The following is a 20,059-nucleotide window of genomic DNA, read 5'->3' on the forward strand; positions in this document are numbered from 1 at the left end:
TCTCCTTTGCCGTTTTACGCTATTTCTACTCTTTTATTTTTATGTAATTCAGCTAATATTTCTTGTACTTTCACCACTGTTCCCTCATCAAAGTATCGTTGAAAGTCTGTTACTTCATTGAGATACAAGCGCTTCTGCGCGCGTAGCTCTTTATCTTTCACTAAACAAGCGATCGCTACAATATCTCGTAAATATACGTCTTGTTCTTCTACTTTATAAACTGGATTTCCTTCAAAAGGGGTAATTTCTTGTAAAATTTCTTCAAAATATCTAACATATAAGACAGAAAAGGTTTTTTCTTGATTATTTAATATATATGTCACTTCAGATCTATTAAAAAAATCTTCTGATGTATTCGGTTTTGCTTTTTCTAACTCATATCCTGCATAACCTATTATAATCATCTACTTCCCCTCTCTTCCTTCTTTCACCTTATATTAACTCAATTTTCTAATAAACGAAATATTCTTTTAAATATAACCTATAAAAAAAATAGCTTCCCTATACAGGAATTTACCTTTTTATTTTTCTTGAAGTTTGTCATAATAATATTATTGTCTCAGTTTTCTTACACAAGGAGAGTTGTATTTATGTCGTTTTCATGGAAACGTTTCTTACAAATCGGGAAAATAATCTTCCCATTTGTTGTCTTAACAATTGTTTTCTTTCAAGCTAAAAAAGAATTAGCAGGCATTTCTTTTTTAGAAGCAATTGAAACAATTAAAAACATTCCAACTGGTGGGGTATTTTTAGCGATTACACTCGGTGCATTTGCCGTTTCAACAATGTTCTTTTATGACTTTGTTATGCTTCGTTACTTAAAAGCAGATATACCTGTACAAAAGATCTTCCGCATCTCATGGATTGCCAACACTTTAAATGGGTTTATCGGTTTTGGTGGTCTTGTTGGTGCCGGTGTACGTACAATGCTATATCGTCCGCATATAAAAGATAATGGAAAACTTATTAAAAGTATTGCTTGGATGACAACCGCTTTTATTAACGGATTAGCCATTCTGTCATTCCTCGGCCTTATTGGAATATTAGACACTAGTTTTATTCTGCACGAAAAACCGTGGTTATGGCCTGTTCTTATCTTCTTTGCTCTTTTCGTTCCTATATATATTGGGTTTTCTAAAATTAAAAATAGAAAAACAAAACAGCTAGACGGACAAGAGGAAGAAGAAGAAGAAGAAGAAGAGAAAAATCCAACTGTTTTATATTCATTAGTTTCATTAGTCGAGTGGGTATCTGCCGGTATCGTTATGTACGTCATTTTAATATTGTTTGGAATTGATATCGAATTTCAAAAGTTTTTAGGTGTTTACGTAATTGCTGCTTTAGCTGGTGTCGTAAGTCTTGTTCCTGGTGGCCTTGGTTCATTTGACCTTGTTTTCTTAACTGGACTAGGACAATACGGCGTTGATACAGGCGTATTACTACCTGCTATGTTATTATACCGACTTGTCTATTACATCTTACCATTCTGCCTAGGTCTCATTTTTGCAGCCTTTGAAATGACAGGAGCTGCCATAAAAAAAATTGAAGATAAACCATTTATTGCACCTGCGTTAGAAACAACTGGTGTAATTTGGACTTTACAACGTGATTTTTTAGGGAAATTAGGTTCATGGGCATCCGCCGCTTTAACAGTATTCGCTGGCTTAATGGTTATTCTATCAACAATTTTACCGACTAGTATAAATCGAGCTCACGCCTTACATATTTTAGCTCCAAAGCACCTTATTCAATTTTCTTTTAGCTTATCATTAACATTCGGTATTCTCCTCCTGATTCTTTCGCGAGGCATATATTATGGAACAAAGCGTTCTTACTATATGACGATTGTTTCTTTAATTGGAGCAGCAATCTTTAATACCCTAAAAGGAATTGATATTGAAGAAACCTTTATTTTATTAATCGTACTTGCTGTGCTGTATATGCTTCGTAAAAGATTTGCACGCGAAAAAATGGAAGTCTCTCTTTCTGATATCGTAAAAGTATTTATCTTCTTATTACTTACGTTATATTTATATAAAAACTTAGGTATTTTATTTGCGGGTGCAAAAGAAGCGTTCCAACCTGATTTTGTCGTTCGAAATATTACACAAGTTAAACGAAGTGCATTAGCAGCAGCCTTTTTCGTTCCTACTTTTTTACTTATCGGCTCACTAATTGCCAATCGTTACCGTAGTCAATTTCCCGGGCAACCAGCTAATGATAAAAGGTTAGAAAACTTCTTAGATGAACATGGCGGGAATGTACTTAGTCATTTAGGTTTTTTAGGAGATAAACAGTTCTTCTTCAGTAGTGACGGAAAAGCACTTCTTCTCTTTTCAATTACTGGAAAACGTCTTGTTGTACTAGGTGATCCAATTGGTGATCCATCCTCCTACCGCACTGTATTGCAAGAATTTTTGACTGAAGCTGATCGATTTGGCTATATTTGCGTATTCTATCAAATTGAAAGCAAATGGATGAGCTTATACCACGATTTTGGCTACAACTTCTTTAAACTTGGTGAAGAGGCTGTCGTTGATTTAAATACGTTTACAATAACAGGAAAGAAACGTGCTGGTATGCGAGCCACTTTCAACCGTTTTGAACGAGAAGGTTATACATTCTCTATTCATGAGCCACCATTCTCAGACGAATTATACGAGGAATTAAAGAAAGTGTCTGATGCTTGGCTCGGCGGAAAAAAAGAGAAAGGATTTTCACTTGGGTACTTCGATCGTGAGTATATTAGTCGTGCCCCTATCGCTACATTATCTGATGCAGAAGGAAAAATCATTGCATTCACAACCTTTATGCCAGTATATCAAAGTGGCATATTATCTGTTGATTTAATGCGTTATTATCCAGATGCCCCTAGCGGAATTATGGATGCAATTTTTATCCACTTATTCCACTGGGCAAAAGAAAATGAATACCATTCCTTTAATATTGGTATGGCACCACTCTCAAATGTCGGTTTATCAACGCAATCGTTTTGGTCTGAACGAGTTGCTGCTGCAATATTTAATAACGTTCGTTACACATATAGCTTCAGCGGTTTACGACATTTCAAAGAAAAATATAAACCTGCATGGAGTGGAAAATATTTAGCATTTCGAAAGAATCATTCTTTACCAATTACAATGCTCTCTGTAACAAAATTAATAGGAAAACGAAAAAACAGCTAAGTACTTAGCTGTTTTTTCGTTTTTGCACTTGTATACTAAACTCCTTTGCATACTTCTTACCATTTATATGGAAATCCCCCCATATTTTGTATGTCCCTTCTTCTGGAAAGGTAATACGATATTGTAATTGTTCATCCGTATCAACAGGAATAGCATATAAAAAATGTTCCCTCGTTTCATCAACGATATATAGAGAATCGACCTCTCCTCTTCCTGAATTTAATTTCATCTTTTCTCCCTTTTTCGCTTGAAACTGAAATGTTAATGTCACTGCCTCATTCGGATGTAATGCACCAAATAAAAGAGACACTTGATGCTCTCCTATATTTTTTGTAAGTACAGTATCGACAGGTAGTTTCTTTTTATTCTTGTCCTTGTTTTTCTCCTTTTTTTCTTCACCAAAATCTTTCTTAGCAAATGATTCCACAGACTTGTTTTCATCTTCATACAAAAATATCGTGTACTCTTCACCTTTCACTACATCTGAAGATAGCTTATACGATCCATTTCCAGCAAATATAGGCTTCGTTTGTTGTATGTTTTTCAGATTCCCATCCACTATCACTGCTCGAATTTGATCGTTCACACCACGAACTTCATTATTCATTTTATTTAGCAATTGAAACGAAATATCGGCTTTTTCATTTTCCTTTTTATTTTTCACATCCCATTTCACTTCTTGAACATCTCCGGTCGTTTCTACAGTTTCTTGATATTTTTTTATGTAAAATCCTCCTGCCACAATAAGTATTAGTGCAATAAGCCCAATGACAAGATTTTTCAAAATATCACCTACCATTTTTATTTTCTTTATCCATGCAAAACCTCTTAAATATATATTCTAGATTATGATTTATGAAATCCTCCTCTTTTGCACATATTACAAATAAAAAAGATTTTAATTGAAAGGAGTCGTAGTGTATAATGCAAATGATATTGATTTCTATCAATACATTAATAAGGAGGATTTTTCATGAGTGTACATATTGAAGCAAAACAAGGCGAAATTGCTGAATCTATTCTATTACCTGGTGATCCATTACGTGCAAAATATATTGCTGAAACATTTTTAGAGGATGTTACTTGTTATAATAACGTGCGTGGCATGTTAGGTTTCACTGGAACTTATAAAGGAAAGCGTGTATCTGTTCAAGGTACAGGTATGGGTGTTCCTTCTATTTCTATTTATGTAAACGAATTAATTCAAAGCTACGGAGTGAAAAATTTAATTCGTGTTGGAACATGTGGTGCAATTCAAAAAGATGTTAAGGTACGTGACGTTATTATTGCGATGACGGCTTGTACAGACTCTAATATGAACCGCTTAACATTCCCAGGTTTTGATTTTGCTCCTGCTGCAAACTTTGATCTTTTAAAGAAAGCCTACGATGCTGGAACAGAAAAAGGATTACACGTTCGTGTTGGTAACGTATTAACAGCAGATGTATTTTATCGTGAGAGCATGGACATGGTTAAAAAACTTGCAGATTACGGTGTATTAGCAGTAGAGATGGAGACGACTGCTCTTTACACATTAGCAGCTAAATATGGTGTAAATGCATTATCTGTATTAACAGTAAGCGACCATATCTTCACTGGTGAAGAAACTACATCTGAAGAGCGTCAAACTACATTTAACGAAATGATTGAAATCGCTTTAGATGCAGCAATTCAGCAATAGTACACTAGAGAACTCGTCATACGTCTGGCGAGTTCTTTTTTATGCTAAAATACTTCTATAGTCACTGCACCTTCTCTTTATGTGACTTTCTATAAAAAACTACTTTAGAGAGAGACAGATTTATCCCCTCTACTTTTTTGTAACCTTTGTTATAATTAAGAAATCATTTGTATTACAGTATTTTTCATACGAGGTGAAACAGTGAAGAACAGAAGCATCGTCTTTAAACTATTTTTATTAACATCAACTTTATTTACAATCATATTTCTCCTTTTTTTCCTTGGACAATCTCTATTTTTAGAGAAGTTCTATATTAATAAGAAAGTAAAAACCGTTCAAACGGCGTTTGAAAAATTCGTAGATAATTACGAAAAAAGCACCCAGGACTTTGAGGAAACTAGAAAATTAAAACAAGAATTTCATGATAAAACAAATGCTGAAATGCAATTTTTAACTTCTGACGGCATTATTAAAAGTGACAACAATTACTACATTGATGTAATTAATCCTAAAAATAATGAAACATATTCCATTCCGCTCAATAATCTTTTAACGCCCGACGAATATAAGAAATTCGAAAACTTAGGATTGAAAAAAGATGGCATGATAAACGTCGTCGGTTTGGTACAAGGGAACACAATAACACCACTAGAATTGACAACAAATTATAATCGATGGCAAAACGAACGTATCAATTCAGATTTTCAATCCATTAATGGCAACCCTTCTAAAAATAGACTTACAAACCGATACAAAACTGCGATTCAAATTGATTTTACTGGTATTGTATCTAAGTTACAGCTTCCATCAAAAGCCGAGGTTCGTCTTGCAAATGATTTTGAAACATTACAAGCCGTTCAATATTTTGCAGAGATTATTAGAAATGGCACTGCTAACTCGCAGCAATTAAACACTTATATAGTAGATGGCGGAGAGAATATAAAAAATAGTATCTTTGTAAAGCCTATTATGGAAAACGGAGAAATTAAGGAGTACGCTTTTGCTATAGCATCTTTACAACCTGTTAATGAAGCGATGCTCGTTTTAAAAGATTATTATGTCTATGCCTTAATTATCGTGTTTCTCGTTATTATTTTGTTATCCTTCTACTACTCAAAAATCATTGTTAAACCATTAATTAAGATAAATCGCGTTACAAAAAAAATGGCCAACTTTGATTTTAGCGAAAAGTTACCTGTTACAGCAGACGATGAAATTGGCGGGTTATCAAGTGGTATTAATACACTCTCTGTAAATTTAAAAGATCGAATCGACCGATTAAATGTTGCCAATACAAAATTACAACAAGATATTGAACGCGAACGTCAATTGGAAAAAACGAGAAAAGAATTCATTTCTGGTGTATCTCATGAATTAAAAACACCACTTAGTGTTATTCGTAGCTTCGCTGAAGGTATTCAAGATGGCGTAAGTAAAGATACGACATATTATACAAATGTTATTTTAGAAGAAACAGAAAATATGAACAGGCTTATTGTTGAAATGTTAGAATTAGCAAAACTTGAATCTGGTACGTACAAACTAGAAATGTCGACATTCTCAATCGGTGAATTAATTCAACAAGTCTATACAAAATTATTATTTAGCATGGAAGAAAAACATTTACAAGTGGACATCCATGTGGACTCTTCTCTATTTGTTAAAGCAAATCGTAGTCGTATTGAGCAAGTAGTTGTGAACTTGCTTAGCAATGCAATTCGATATACTCCAGATGGTGAAAAAATACACGTCTCTGTTGTAGAAACGGAAGATACAATGAAAATCGAAATTGAAAACACAGGCAATCCTATTCCAAAAGAAAGTCTTGAAAAAATTTGGGATCGCTTCTACCGTTTAGACGCTTCTCGTAGCCGTCATACTGGAGGTACTGGTCTTGGGTTATCCATTGTAAAAAACATTTTAGATCTCCATCACGCCGAGTACGGTGTGTATAATACCACTAATAGCGTTGTATTTTATTTTAATTTACAAAAAGTGAAAGAAGTCAAATAATTTGTCTTAATTTCACTAGGAGTTCACATGAAATTCACACTCTCCCTTTATAGTAAGAAACAAGTTAATCCTTTCCTTTACACATATAAAAGAGGAGAGTGCGTAAAATGAAACAAGCAGGACAACCTATTCAAAACGAAAAACAATTAGAAACTATCAAAAATATACTTTTACAATCTTCGAAACGTGATGGCTTATTATTCGTATTAGCTGTAAATTCTGGCTTAAAAGTAAGTGAAATCTTACAATTAAAAGTTAGTGATGTAATCGATGAAGACGAAAATGTTCGCCATTCCATTTTATTTTACAATGAAAAAGTAAAGAAACATAAATGGTTTGCTGTAAATGAAGACTTACAGCACGCAATCGAAGACTACATGAAAGAACGTAAAACTTGGAAACGTAATGAACCATTATTAAAGTCTCAAAAAGGAACAAAGTCTATTACGAGACAACATGCATGGTACATTTTAAACAAAGCTGCAAAAGAAGTTGGATTAGAAGGGATTAGCTCACATACACTTCGAAAAACTTGGGGCTATTGTGCATACAAATCAGGTGTTGATATTGCATTTTTACAACACTTCTTTGATCACAGTACTCCATCCAAAACTTTAAAGTATATCGGTATTGCTTAATAACTCTTATACATAAAAAGGTTACCATTTGTAAATTTGGTAACCTTTTTTATGTTTCATATTCTCTTTTCTTGTCTCTCCTATACTGTAGTGGTACTCTAATAGTAAGGGGGAGAAATTATGAACACATTAACAATTGAATTACCGAAAGAAACGGCTGAAAAACTTGATTTATTAAAGAAATCTTATGAAAAGAAAACAGGTGCTACAATTTCTGAAAGCACTCTCGTTCAAACACTTATCTCAAAGGAATTTATCCAAGCGATAACTCCTTTTGATTTACAACAAATCATCAATGGAAAAGAACAGCAGTAATTGCTGTTCTTTTTTTATTACTATTTAAAATATAAAGTGAAACTTTAATCAGTGGGGGTTTTGTTCATCCCCCACTGATTATTAGCCTTCACCAATCGGGCGTTTACGGGCAGCAGGGCTCCCACCTAACTTCTTTGCTCCAGCCGAATTTTGAGGTAGGAGTTTTACTGCCGCAAATAGCGGGATAAAAAGTTTTTTACTTATTTTCCGAAAAACCATTGACAATGATAATGATAACCATTATCATTTATTATGAAGCCAACAATTGATGAATCAACCAAACGCTCAGTAACATTGTTACCCCTCTTTTTCATATAGAAAGGCACTGTACATTCCCCCTGTTTGTACAGTGCCTTTCTTGTTTATCATCATTCAAACAAATTTAATTGCTCAGGCTTCGGCTCACCATATGTAATGTTCATCATTTTCATAAGCTGTTTCGCATTATCCGCTGCATCTCCGCCCGAATTATTATTAAACAATACAAATATATCCTTCGTCTTCTTTTTCAATCGCTCTAATCGTTCTACCCATTCCGCCAATTCTTTACTATTATAACGATACAAACAGCGAACCGCTCTCCAATTTTCTCCTTTATCCAGCCAACCATGAACATTTCGGCCATGAAAACGTATTAACGCCATGTCCGAGTTTGTTGCCTCTAATATAAGCGGTACTGATCCTATTCCAGCCTGAGGCTCATCGCAAATTGTATGAATCCAGTTTTCTTTTTCTAAAAACTGTAACGTCTTATCTCTCATTTCTGGATAAAACCATGTTTGATTTCGAAATTCTATTGCACATGGTAAATCTTCCATTTTTTCTTTCGTGTATCGAAGTAAATCTACATTTTTCACTTTACAATCAAACCATGGTGGATATTGAAATAAAATCATTTTTAATTTATTTGCTTCTATTAAAGGAAGAATGGATTGTTTATACACATCAAACATCTCATCGAACGTAGAAAAAGGGATTTCCCCTTTCATATGTCCTGTCATTCCTTGATAGGCTTTTACTATAAAAGAAAAATCTTTCGGCGTTTCCATCGCCCATTTTGTATAATTCCGCGCAGATTGTATCGCATAAAATGAACTATCTACTTCCACAATGGGAAAATGTTCACTATAAGTTCGCAATTTATTTCTATTTTCATAGGGATTTATATATAAAGAATCATGATCTCCCCACCCTGTCACTCCAATGAAAAGCAAATATATCCCTCCCTTTTTAACTTCACCTTCTATCCATTCTACTCACTTCCCGGACATTTCAGCTAATCAATTTCATTAAGTAGCCCCTTCTTTAAGAGTATCCGTATAAAAATATGATATACTAAATGGAAGAATTTTTAAATTGAGGGGTTATTTATTTATGCTTCCAAACGATGATATTGTATCTCATGAAAAACGAATAGAAGAACTAGAAAATAAAGTGCGGTTATATGAAGAGCTTGTGAATCAATTACCACATCATTTCACATACAAGAATCCACATATTGGTTTACAAATAAAGAAAACGAGAACGACTCATTCCATTCAAAACATACAAAAAGAGAATAAAAAGGCTGATTTTCAACTTACTTGCGATTCATTATTTTTATTTGAACAACTTGAAACATACTTTGTTCATATTTTTGATGCTTTTTCACATCATGTCACCTTTGTTGATAGTAAAGGAAATATAACTTTATGTAATCAAGCTGCAGCAGATGATTTTGGTGTAGTACGAAATGATATAATTGGAAAGCCAATTCAACAATTACTAAACTTGCCAGAAGAACAAATTAAAGCGATTGAAACATTAAGAACAGGAACAGAAATATATAATGAAGAAGTGTTAGACAAAAACTATGGTATTTTAAACAATCGAATTATTCGGGATTATAACGGAGAGATTTTTAGAGTTATTAGTGTCTTCCATTATTTAAACACAGAACGTGATGCAGAAAAATTTTCATTAGCAGGACGAATCGCAGCTGGGATTGCTCATGAAGTACGAAATCCCCTTACAACGGTACGTGGATACTTGCAATTTCTACAAGATAACGTTTCTCCATCCAATAAAGAATTGTTTAAAAGTCTACTCATTCCTGAACTAGATCGTGCAAATAGTATTATCACAAAATTTTTAGCCATTTCAAAAACGCGTGAATTTACTAGAGAACCTTTTCCCATCAATACGTTTTTACGCGAATATATTCAACAACTACTTGCTAGTGAAGTTTTTTTACACAACATTTCTATTGACTATGAATTTTCTACGGAATTAGATGGTTTACTTGTCAATATCGATCGTCATGAACTTGTGCAAGTTTTTTTAAATTTATTTCAAAATGCTATCGATGCTCGAGGCGAAAGACCTCTTTCCATTCAAATCTCTAGTTATCGCCTAGATAACTTTGTTCGGATTACTTTCACAGATAACGGAACTGGGGTTCCTCCAGCTATTCAAGAATATATCTTTGATCCATTCTTCTCAACAAAAGATTCAGGAACTGGACTGGGCTTGTCAGTAACGAAGAAAATTATTCAAAATCATAACGGTACATTAAAAATGTCTAGTAATCAAAACGGTACAACTTTCACTATTTCTATTCCAATTTTACCTAAAGCGAACTATGAACGAATTAATCATTAGGTCCGGCTGGTGCTACTGGTGCCCAAGGTGCTCAAGGCGCTCAAGGTCCGGCTGGTGCTACTGGTGCCCAAGGTGCTCAAGGCGCTCAAGGTCCGACTGGTGCTATACTGGCGCTCAAGGGTGCTCAAGGGTGCTCAAGGTACTCAAGGTCTGGCTGGTGCTACTGGCGCTACTGGACCGTCGGGCACACCACTCCCTGTAACTATAGCAGCAATAGGAAATTCTAATCCACAAACTATATCACCTGGAACGAATATCCAATTTAATCAAGTTTTCGAACTAAATAATCTCATTTTTAATGACACTTCAGATACTTTAACTATTTTAGAAACAGGAGTATACGATATTAGTTTCTCAGCATCTACAACCTTCCCGGGTTCTTCACCATCTGGATTCGGTATTTCATTCAACGGTCAACCACCTACTCGTAATTTTTCAACTAACGTTATCGGTAGTGCGGTTTCTTTCTCCACAATTGTTACTTTAACAGCTGGTACAACAATCTCTGTACAACCTACAGTAAATACTATTTCCATCCCTAACACTGGTGACACAACAGCTACACTATCAGTCTTCCGAATTTACTAATTTTGGTTTTCATTTTATTTTTGCACGACCAAGAATGTTTGATTTATAGTAATTTGTATTATTTTGATTGTATGTTAAATCTTTCTTTTAATAAAAAGGAGCACTTATTTTGGAGGATAAGTGCTCCTTCTTTACGTTTCTTTACTTCAAATTTACTCTAGCTTAATCCTCTTTTTGTATGATGAATAGTGAAGACAAAGACATGAAAGAGGGATGACAATGCGAATTATATCACTGACACGTTTTTGGTTTGTTCTTATGGTATGCATAATTTTATGTATAGGGTTTCTTTTAACTCTAAACTATTCAAATGTTTCAAAAGCAGAAAGAAAAACAATTCCATACGAACTTCTGTATACAAAACAAAACAACATCCCGTATTCCTCTTCCACACAAAATGAAAAAAAAGTTATAAAAGGAATGCTTATTACAGAAGCTTCTAGTTATGAAAACCTACTTCAAATCGCTGAAACGATTAAAGATCAATATAAAAATAAAGACGTTGATGAAATAACAATCTCTATCCATAATGAGAATACTGGAAATTTCGAAGAAGAATTGCCATATGAACCTATTAGTAAAGGAATAATAACCGTCACGTATGATTCTCAATCCTTCGGTAGGACCAATGTTACGCTAAATAAATAAACTGAAGCTTTAATCCGTGGCGCTTTTCCCATCCCCACGGATTATTAAGTTAAACCCATCAAATTTTTATAGGCAGCTCGATTCTCACCTAACTTCTTTTCTGTTGCCACATTTTGAACCGAGATAAAACCGCTCATTTCTCATAAAAAAGAGGCGAACTCGTTATTCGCCTCTTTTTTTACCAAAATGGAATCCACTCTTTCACTTTATCTATCCATTCATTTTGCTGTTCTTTTCTTTGTTGTTCCTCTTCTTTTCGTTTTTTCTCTTCTTCTTTCCTTCGTTTTTCTTCCTCAATCGTTTTTAATTGTTTTGTATAATCCGCCTCAGGTATTAGCGATAACTGAAATGCCTTTTGAGTTGGATTTCCATTCGCTTTCTTCATAATATCCCGGAACATTGTCGTTGTAATTTGGCTGCCTCCTGGCACATAATGCTCACTATCCGTTTTATCATACCCTACCCAAATCGCACCTACTAAATCCGGTGTGTATCCAACAAACCACGAATCCTTCGCACCAGTGCTTGGTCCATTTACAAGCTGGGTAGTCCCTGTCTTGCCTGCGGTATCGATATTATTAACTTTCGCTTTTTCACCTGTTCCCCTTTCAATAACACCTTTTAATAAGTATGTCATCTTTTGGGCAACTTTCTCGTTCGTCACACGAGTTTCTTTCTTATACCATTTTCCAATTGTTTTCCCTTCAGCATTTTGGATTTCTCTAATGGCATGGGCTTCTACTTGGACACCATCATTTGCAAGTGCGCTATACGCTTGAGCCATTACAAATGGTGAAGTCCCTACATGCATACCTCCTAAAGCAATCGGATACGTATGGTCTTCAGGCTCTAATGGAATACCAAACCGCTCTAAAGATTTCAATCCTTTATCTAATCCAATTTTCTCTAATAGCCAAACTGCTGAAACATTATATGACTTTGCCACCGCTTCATACATCGTCACATTACCATGGAACGTATGATCACTATTTTGTGGTGCATATTCTTTAATATTAAACGGTTCATCTTTTAAGACATCGTATACTTCATATCCTTGTTCTAACGCTGGTACATACACTGCAAGAGGCTTTAACGTTGAACCTGGCTGTCTTTTTAATTGTGTTGCATGATTAAACTGTAAAAATTGATAAGGACCTCTGCCTCCAACTAAAGCCGGAACACCGCCAGTTTTTGGATTCATAAGGACCACTCCAGTTTGCATAAGCTGATCTGAGCCACTATCTTTAAAATAACTATCATTATTCACAACATCTTCAACCGCTTGTTGTTTTTTCGAGTCAAGTTCCGTATAAATACGATAGCCACCTGCTAAAATTTCATTTTGTGTTAATTCATACTTGTCCATCGCTTCTCTAACAATATAATCTACGTATTGAGAATATTTCCCCTTATATTTATCGTCAACACCACGTCGTAATACAAGACCTGATTCTTTCTCCTGATTATATTGTTCTTCAGAAATATATCCTTGCTCCTTCATTAAACCTAATACGACATTACGTCTTTCAATTGATTTATTAAAGGTTTTATACGGCGAATACGCAGATGGCGCTTTAATTAATCCTGCAATCGTTGCAGCTTCTGAAATCGTTAAGTCTTTTACTTCTTTATCAAAATAAGATTTAGCTGCTCTTTTTATCCCCCAAGCACCTTCACCAAAATAAATTTGATTCATATACATTTCAACAATTTCATCTTTCGTATAAGTACGTTCTATTTTTTTCGTTAGAAAGTATTCCTTTATTTTACGCGAGAATGTACGGTCTTGCGTTAAAAATACATTTTTCGCAAGTTGTTGTGTAATTGTACTACCACCTGCCACAACTTCACCGGCTGTAATGTTCTTAAATACAGCACTTATAATTCCACTATAGTAAATACCATGATGACTAAAAAATTCCTTATCTTCTACTGCAACAATTGCTTGAACCATAATATCAGGAATATCTTTCCTTTTGACCCCTTCTGTTTTAGAAGAAGCTAATTTAGTCGCAACTTCATTATTTGCATCATAAATTAAAGTCGGTTGTGGAACAGCTTGTTTTAATTCAGATATATCTTGAATGGAAATTATTATATTTACAACAATAAATAGAGTAGCAAGTAAACTTCCCAATACAATTAATGAATTGCGTAGTTTCTTCCTCTTATTGAACCACTCAAGCGTTTTTTTAAAGTGAGTGTTCTTCAATTTCATTGGTTCACTTCCTTCATTTGTTTACACTCTTTTTTTTAAAAGGAAGAATATACCTCCTTTTAAATTTATTATAATAACGTAGTCGTTCCTATAGTGTAAAGCTTTTCTTTCACATTCATACTTTTTGCAAGAAAAGGACATTCTACAAGTAAGATATTCATTGTTGAGTATTAATATTATTAATACAACAATGAGAGTTTTGTTAAGTTTTTGTAAACTTTTCGATAAAATGTTTTAAAAAACGACAGTTTTTTGTTAGAATTGATTAGCCAATATATTTTACATATATTACTTTTGTGGGGGTAACAATAATGGTCTTTAAATCAAAAAAAGATAAATTTTCTGAAATGCTTATGAACGTTTCCGAAAATTTAAAAGAAGGCGCGCAGTTTTTCGTGGAGTATAAAATTAAAAATGCTAGCGATTTAAAAGAGTTTTCTATGCGCATGAAAGAGTATGAGTCAAAAGGTGACTCATTCATTCACGAAATCATTATGGAGCTAAACAAAGCGTTTATTACTCCTATTGAACGTGAAGACATCCTACAACTTGCAATGAGTATGGATGATGTATTAGACGGATTAGATCACAGTGCTGGTCTATTCGAAATGTATTCTATTACAGAAGCTGATGAATACATGATTAAATTCGTTGAAGCAATTAATCAATGTGCGATTGAGATTGCAAATTCTGTTGAACTACTTTCTAAAAAGAAATTAGTCGATATTCGTACAAATGCGATCAAGATTAAGGATTACGAGTCACAATGTGATGATATTCGCCGTCATGCGATTAAGCACTTATTCTCTCGTGAGAAAGATCCGATTAAGATTATTCAATTTAAAGAGATTTACGAAGAGCTTGAAGAAGTAGCTGATAGCTGTCAAAGCGTTGCAAACGTATTAGAAACAATCATTATGAAGAACGCGTAAGGAGTTTGATCATGGATACACTCTTGATACTGACCGTTTTAGTAGTCATTTGCGCTTTAGCTTTTGACTTTATCAATGGATTTCACGATACAGCAAACGCTATTGCAACGGCTGTTTCAACGAAAGCTCTAAAGCCTAGACATGCAATTGTTATGGCAGCTATTATGAACTTTTTAGGTGCGATGACATTTACAGGTGTAGCAAAAACGATTACAAAAGATATTGTTGACCCGTTTGCTTTGCAAAATGGTTCTCTTGTAATTTTAGCTGCTTTGCTTGCGGCAATAGTCTGGAATTTGATCACTTGGTACTATGGCATTCCAAGTAGTTCTTCGCATGCAATCATTGGCGCAATCGCTGGTGCAGCAATTGCTGCTGCTGGTATTAGCTCATTAAACTATAAAGGGTTTATAAAAATTCTTGAAGCTTTAATCATTTCACCGATCATCGCTTTTGTTATTGGTTACATCGTATATAGTATTTTTAAAGTGGTATTTAAAAACTTTAACTTAACGAAAACGAACAAGAACTTCCGTATATTCCAGATTTTCACCGCTGCATTGCAAGCTTATACGCACGGTACGAATGATGCACAAAAAGCAATGGGAATCATTACGATGGCTCTTATGGCCAATAACTATCATACTTCTGGCGATATCCCTTTCTGGGTACAATTATCTTGTGCAATCGCAATGGGTCTTGGTACTTCTGTCGGTGGTTGGAAAATTATTAAAACTGTCGGTGGACAAATTATGAAAATTCGTCCTGTAAATGGTGTAGCTGCCGATTTATCATCATCACTTGTTATTTTCGGCGCAACATTTATTCACTTACCGGTTAGTACGACGCACGTTATCTCTTCTTCTATTTTAGGAGTTGGTGCTTCACATCGCGTGAAAGGTGTAAAATGGGGAACTGCAAAACGCATGTTAATTACATGGGTTATTACACTTCCTATTTCAGCTTCTTTAGCTGCATTATTTTACTACTTATTACACTTAATCTTTTAATCAAAAGTCGTCTTCCTTATTTTTCTAGGAAGACGACTTTTTTGTGAACAAGCCTATTTCTTATTAAAAAGCGTGTATAATGATTGATGGATAAGTTATATAGAGGAGTTGGCAATTTTGGAATACATCATGTTACTTTTCATCGGATTAATCGCCGGGACAGTCGGGAGCCTAGTCGGACTTGGGGGCGGAATTATTATCGTTCCGTTATTAATTGGATTACACAGTTTATCACCACAACTCGCAGTAGGAACTTCTATGGTAACAGTCGTTTTTACAGGGCTGGCTTCTACCCTTACTTATATGAAACATAAACGGGTAGATTATAAAAGTGGACTTATTTTATTTATCGGGAGTGGCCCTGGTGGTATTATCGGATCATGGGCAAACAAATTTTTAAACCAAGATACATTTTCTTTATACTTTGGGATTTTTCTTATATTCGTCTCCATTCTTCTTATACTACGAGACAAATTGAAACCTCTTTCCCTATCAAATATGACTGTAATTAAGCGATCTTTTACAGATAACGAAGGAAATACTGTAGACTATCAATTCCCACCATTTCTCGCTATCTTTATTGCCTTTATAGTTGGATTTATATCCGGATTATTTGGAATCGGTGGTGGTGCCTTACTTGTGCCAGCGATGATGCTCCTTTTTGCGTTCCCAGCACACATTGCTGTAGCAACTTCAATGTTTATCGTATTTCTCTCAGCAATTGTAAGTTCTTTAACTCACATCTCTCTAGGAAATGTCAGCTGGGCTTATGCATTAATTCTTATTCCTGGTGCATGGATTGGCGGAAAAATCGGGGCTTATATTAACACAAAATTAAGCGGTAATGCAATAATTAATTTATTACGTATCACATTAATTATTCTTGGAACTAGATTAATCATTACTTCATTTTTATAACGCGTTCTTTCTAGAATGCGTTTTTTCTTATACACATGAATATAAAAAGGCTCCTAGGAGAACAAATAAAACTAAACAAACACTTAATAGCATAAAATTTGAAATATGTAATTTCTTCAAGTTGACCACTCCTATAGCTATGACTGTTATCTTTATGATAGCGAAAAAACAGTTATCTTACAGTTACAAAGCGCTAACAATGCAAAATCATTTATTACAAATTTTATCCTTATATTTCATTTCTTTGTATAATCTATCGATTCAATAAAAAAAGATGTCATATTGACATCTTTTTAGTGAAGAAGTGACCATCCCATAAAGTCTTCATGTACTTGGCACGCCCTCTTATCGTTTCGATCATATAATTCAGCATAACTATCTGTTTCTTCATCATAAGCCATCGTATAAATAATTTGGCCGTCTATTTCAACGGATAAAACGACTCCACCTTTCATCTCTTCTACATGAATGATAGCATTCGCCGGAATTCTCATATCCGTCATCTTCATCGCATCTAACAATATACTAAACCCCCTACAGCGTATTCATTGCTAGTACTATTGCACACTAAATAGTATACTACTGTAATAGCATACATTTCGTCAATGAAATTGCTGTTTAAAAAGCATATTGTCTTTATACATATACGCTAAAATATAAGAAATAGAAATGTTTTAATGGGGGGCTAACATTGATTCTACATAAGGGAGATGTATTATTCCGTCAAGGTGAGGACGGTCCATTATATTTTATAAAAACAGGTTTATTAAAAGTGATTCGGTTAGAAGAAGACGGAACACCATTTTTATTTAATATTATCGTTCCTGGTGAAACGATACCTCACCATTCTTTAATTTCACCGAAGGAATATCACGGTACAGCTATCGCTTTAATGAAAACAGAAGTCGAGCCTATAATTAGCAATGAATGGTACGACAAACTTCAGGCAAATCCTGCATCATATGAAAATATCGCTATACAATTACAATCGAAGTTAAGAATGATGCAACAGCGTATCGATCAATTGACAACTGTCTCTCCTAAAGAGCGCCTTCATCGTTTACAAGAGTGGTTCACCTTTTATTTAGGTGACATCCCTATTTATGAAATATTAACACAAACTGAAATTGGTCAGCTCATAGGTGTACGCCGCGAAACAGTAAATCGCTTACTTAGAGAACAAGCAAAAAACGAGGTAAAATAATACCTCGTTTTTCGCTTGGCAACGTTAACCTATTGTAAGCTTGCTGCGGGACCGAAAAATTCATAATGAATGTTCTCTTGTTTAACACCCAAATCAATTAATGCTGCATTTATATGTTTCATAAATGGTACTGGACCGCAGAAATAAAATTCTGCTTCAGTTGTTGGAATAATAGTTTGTAACCATTCACGTTCAATGAATCCTTCTTGATCAAAATTCTTCATTTCCACATCTTGCTCTGTCGGTGAAGAATAGCAAGTATATGCTTTAACTTGTTCATACTCTTTTTCTACTGTCTCAACATGCTCTTTCATCGCATGTGTATTACTATTTATCGCTGCATGAACAAAGCATACATTACGCTTGGATTCTTGTTCAATTAACGTATTTAACATACTCATCATCGGTGTAATACCTACTCCACCACTAATTAGTACAACAGGTAATGTTGACTCCATATTTAATACGAAATCTCCCGCTGGTGCACTTACTGGTAAGACATCCCCTTCCCCTACATGATCATGTAAGTAATTAGATACTTTACCATCTGGTGTATCTACACCTTTTTCTTTCTTTACACTAATACGATAATATTCTTTTCCTGGAGCATCAGACAAGCTATATTGACGATTATGTGTATATGTCTCACCTTTAATATTTATTTGAATCGTTACATATTGTCCTGGGATGAATGAAGAAACTTTCCCGCCATCTTCAGGTTTTAAATAAAATGATGTAATAACGTCGCTTTCCTTCACTTTTTTAACAATCACAAAGTTGCGGAAATCTTTCCACCCACCTTCTTTATGTGCAGCTTCTTCATACATACCCGCTTCAATGCTAATGAATGCATCAGCAATGACGCCATACGCTTCTCCCCATGCATTTAAAACTTCATCAGGCGCGCCTGCGACCTCTTTAATCGCTCGTAGTAAGCATGTACCTACTATTGGATAATGCTCTGCTTTAATACCTAAACTTCTATGCTTATGACCGATTTGTTTTACAACTGGAATAATAGCTTCTAAATTATCAATGTACATTGCAGCTGCATAAACAGCATTTGCTAATGCTTGTTGTTGTCTTCCTTTTTTCTGGTTCGTATGGTTGAAAATATTCAATAACTCCGGATGTTCCGAAAATAAAATTTGATAAAATCTCGTTGTAATCTCAACGCCTTTTTCTTGTAATAACGGTACTGTTGACTTTACGATTTCAATTGTTTTTGCACTCAACATTGTATGCCACTCCTCTATTTCCTTAACTGTTTTTAGTTTAACTGAATTGTATAATACATATTGTGATTTTAATCACTATTAACATGGTGTTTTTGTGAAAAATATATGAACAATGCACATATTAAATAAATTTTAAATAGTGATGTGCTCCCATCCGCTACTAATTATTAGCCCCCATTAATTGTGCTCAAAAAAAAAGCTAACTAGAATTCTAGCTAGCCTACTACTTTGTTTGTATTGCTTGTTCAATTACTCTTATATTTTGCCCATCTCCAAACTCTGTATACCCCCATATATTCGTTTCACCTTTATGTTTATTCACAAGTATATCCAAGTCATGATATACGCGATGAGCATAGATTACATACTCAATATTCTGAAGCTCCACACCTTTTTTTACAATTTCATAACTTCTATTCACATCGCGTTTTATTTTTTCATTTTTTATTTCTTTATGTATATTTTTTAAAGAGGCTTCTTGCTCTTGAAACCATCGTTTAAAATGTTTCCAATCCCCATCTGTATATTTCTCTGCCTTGCCATAATTCAAGAAATTATTATAACTTTCATGTGTCGTACGAACAAAATCGAGTGTCTTCTTCTTCTCTTGCACCTCTTCTATTTGTGCTACTGTATTTACTCCAGCAGACTTATTCGCATAATATAATAGTACTTTCATAAGACTATAGCTCGCTATTGCCATCACAGTAATAGTTACCAATACACTTAACAATTTCTTCATATACAGAACCCCTTTTCTACTATGAATATTACAATGTACTGTTACACTTGTAACATTCTCTCGTAGAAATGTAATTCCTGTTTAAATCC

Annotated in this window: 20 protein-coding genes; 12 read left to right on the forward strand and 8 right to left on the reverse strand. The window is 34.4% G+C overall.

Features of this window, described 5'->3' with window-relative positions; genetic code table 11:
- Positions 1–14: 14 nt before the first annotated feature.
- Positions 15–404 (reverse strand): hypothetical protein, encoded by a 390-nt coding sequence (locus BG05_RS23765; protein ID WP_002086670.1) that lies wholly within the window; start codon positions 402–404, stop codon positions 15–17.
- 186 nt (positions 405–590) lie between these two features.
- Here BG05_RS23765 and mprF point away from each other — a divergent pair, with 186 nt between their 5' ends.
- The gene (gene mprF, locus BG05_RS23770; RefSeq protein WP_003188127.1) at positions 591–3,185 is read left to right on the forward strand and encodes a bifunctional lysylphosphatidylglycerol flippase/synthetase MprF; all 2,595 of its coding nucleotides are present in this window, start codon (positions 591–593) and stop codon (positions 3,183–3,185) included.
- A gap of 4 nt (positions 3,186–3,189) precedes the next feature.
- Here mprF and BG05_RS23775 read toward each other — a convergent pair whose 3' ends face one another.
- On the reverse strand, positions 3,190–3,984 hold the full coding sequence (locus BG05_RS23775; protein WP_016126735.1) for a hypothetical protein: 795 nt from the start codon (positions 3,982–3,984) through the stop codon (positions 3,190–3,192).
- 174 nt (positions 3,985–4,158) lie between these two features.
- On the opposite strand from BG05_RS23775, the gene deoD reads away from it, so the two are divergent.
- The 4 genes from deoD to BG05_RS23795 all read left to right on the forward strand — a co-directional run bounded on the left by deoD (position 4,159) and on the right by BG05_RS23795 (position 7,832).
- Positions 4,159–4,866: a purine-nucleoside phosphorylase gene (deoD, locus tag BG05_RS23780; RefSeq protein WP_000110704.1), complete on the forward strand. Its 708-nt coding sequence runs from the start codon at positions 4,159–4,161 to the stop codon at positions 4,864–4,866.
- 201 nt (positions 4,867–5,067) lie between these two features.
- Positions 5,068–6,879 (forward strand): sensor histidine kinase, encoded by a 1,812-nt coding sequence (locus tag BG05_RS23785; RefSeq protein ID WP_003188128.1) that lies wholly within the window; start codon positions 5,068–5,070, stop codon positions 6,877–6,879.
- 107 nt (positions 6,880–6,986) lie between these two features.
- Positions 6,987–7,517, forward strand: a complete 531-nt coding sequence (locus tag BG05_RS23790; RefSeq protein ID WP_000806230.1) for a tyrosine-type recombinase/integrase — start codon at positions 6,987–6,989, stop codon at positions 7,515–7,517.
- A gap of 120 nt (positions 7,518–7,637) precedes the next feature.
- On the forward strand, positions 7,638–7,832 hold the full coding sequence (locus BG05_RS23795) for a DUF3924 family protein (protein WP_002011737.1): 195 nt from the start codon (positions 7,638–7,640) through the stop codon (positions 7,830–7,832).
- Positions 7,833–7,913: 81 nt separating this feature from the next.
- Here the strand turns inward: BG05_RS23795 and BG05_RS31185 are convergent, their stop codons facing one another.
- Positions 7,914–8,051 carry a hypothetical protein gene (locus BG05_RS31185; protein WP_003188136.1) on the reverse strand — a complete coding sequence of 46 codons (138 nt, stop codon included), beginning with the start codon at positions 8,049–8,051 and terminating at the stop codon, positions 7,914–7,916.
- Positions 8,052–8,200: 149 nt separating this feature from the next.
- The gene (locus tag BG05_RS23800; protein ID WP_002168799.1) at positions 8,201–9,046 is read right to left on the reverse strand and encodes a DUF72 domain-containing protein; all 846 of its coding nucleotides are present in this window, start codon (positions 9,044–9,046) and stop codon (positions 8,201–8,203) included.
- Positions 9,047–9,206: 160 nt separating this feature from the next.
- Here BG05_RS23800 and BG05_RS23805 point away from each other — a divergent pair, with 160 nt between their 5' ends.
- The 3 genes from BG05_RS23805 (at position 9,207) to BG05_RS23815 (ending at position 11,708) form a co-directional block, all read left to right on the forward strand.
- Entirely contained in the window at positions 9,207–10,472 is a 1,266-nt protein-coding gene (locus BG05_RS23805) for an ATP-binding protein (protein WP_002168800.1), read from the forward strand.
- Positions 10,473–10,592: 120 nt separating this feature from the next.
- A complete protein-coding gene (locus BG05_RS30765) occupies positions 10,593–11,060 on the forward strand; it encodes a Gly-Xaa-Xaa repeat protein (RefSeq protein ID WP_002186311.1) in 468 nt (155 codons plus the stop codon).
- A gap of 219 nt (positions 11,061–11,279) precedes the next feature.
- Positions 11,280–11,708, forward strand: a complete 429-nt coding sequence (locus BG05_RS23815) for a hypothetical protein (RefSeq protein ID WP_002126362.1) — start codon at positions 11,280–11,282, stop codon at positions 11,706–11,708.
- Positions 11,709–11,886: 178 nt separating this feature from the next.
- Here the strand turns inward: BG05_RS23815 and BG05_RS23820 are convergent, their stop codons facing one another.
- Positions 11,887–13,926, reverse strand: a complete 2,040-nt coding sequence (locus BG05_RS23820; protein ID WP_003188147.1) for a transglycosylase domain-containing protein — start codon at positions 13,924–13,926, stop codon at positions 11,887–11,889.
- Positions 13,927–14,237: 311 nt separating this feature from the next.
- Here BG05_RS23820 and BG05_RS23825 point away from each other — a divergent pair, with 311 nt between their 5' ends.
- The 3 genes from BG05_RS23825 (at position 14,238) to BG05_RS23835 (ending at position 16,786) form a co-directional block, all read left to right on the forward strand.
- Positions 14,238–14,858: a DUF47 domain-containing protein gene (locus BG05_RS23825; RefSeq protein WP_000231445.1), complete on the forward strand. Its 621-nt coding sequence runs from the start codon at positions 14,238–14,240 to the stop codon at positions 14,856–14,858.
- An 11-nt stretch (positions 14,859–14,869) separates the two neighbouring features.
- Positions 14,870–15,868 (forward strand): inorganic phosphate transporter, encoded by a 999-nt coding sequence (locus BG05_RS23830; protein WP_002126356.1) that lies wholly within the window; start codon positions 14,870–14,872, stop codon positions 15,866–15,868.
- Positions 15,869–15,985: 117 nt separating this feature from the next.
- Positions 15,986–16,786, forward strand: a complete 801-nt coding sequence (locus BG05_RS23835; protein WP_002126353.1) for a sulfite exporter TauE/SafE family protein — start codon at positions 15,986–15,988, stop codon at positions 16,784–16,786.
- Between the two features lie 293 nt (positions 16,787–17,079).
- Here BG05_RS23835 and BG05_RS23840 read toward each other — a convergent pair whose 3' ends face one another.
- Positions 17,080–17,307, reverse strand: a complete 228-nt coding sequence (locus tag BG05_RS23840; RefSeq protein ID WP_000883004.1) for a hypothetical protein — start codon at positions 17,305–17,307, stop codon at positions 17,080–17,082.
- A 170-nt stretch (positions 17,308–17,477) separates the two neighbouring features.
- Between BG05_RS23840 and BG05_RS23845 the strand changes: the two genes are divergently transcribed.
- On the forward strand, positions 17,478–17,990 hold the full coding sequence (locus tag BG05_RS23845) for a Crp/Fnr family transcriptional regulator (protein ID WP_002086692.1): 513 nt from the start codon (positions 17,478–17,480) through the stop codon (positions 17,988–17,990).
- A 29-nt stretch (positions 17,991–18,019) separates the two neighbouring features.
- On the opposite strand, the gene hmpA is transcribed toward BG05_RS23845, so the two are convergent.
- Together hmpA and BG05_RS23855 are read right to left on the reverse strand one after the other, a co-directional pair.
- The gene (hmpA, locus tag BG05_RS23850) at positions 18,020–19,228 is read right to left on the reverse strand and encodes an NO-inducible flavohemoprotein (RefSeq protein WP_002126349.1); all 1,209 of its coding nucleotides are present in this window, start codon (positions 19,226–19,228) and stop codon (positions 18,020–18,022) included.
- A gap of 223 nt (positions 19,229–19,451) precedes the next feature.
- Positions 19,452–19,970: a hypothetical protein gene (locus tag BG05_RS23855; RefSeq protein WP_002186313.1), complete on the reverse strand. Its 519-nt coding sequence runs from the start codon at positions 19,968–19,970 to the stop codon at positions 19,452–19,454.
- Positions 19,971–20,059 lie beyond the last annotated feature (89 nt).

Origin of the sequence: Bacillus mycoides (assembly GCF_000832605.1) — a bacterium.
GTDB classification, from domain to species: domain Bacteria; phylum Bacillota; class Bacilli; order Bacillales; family Bacillaceae_G; genus Bacillus_A; species Bacillus_A mycoides.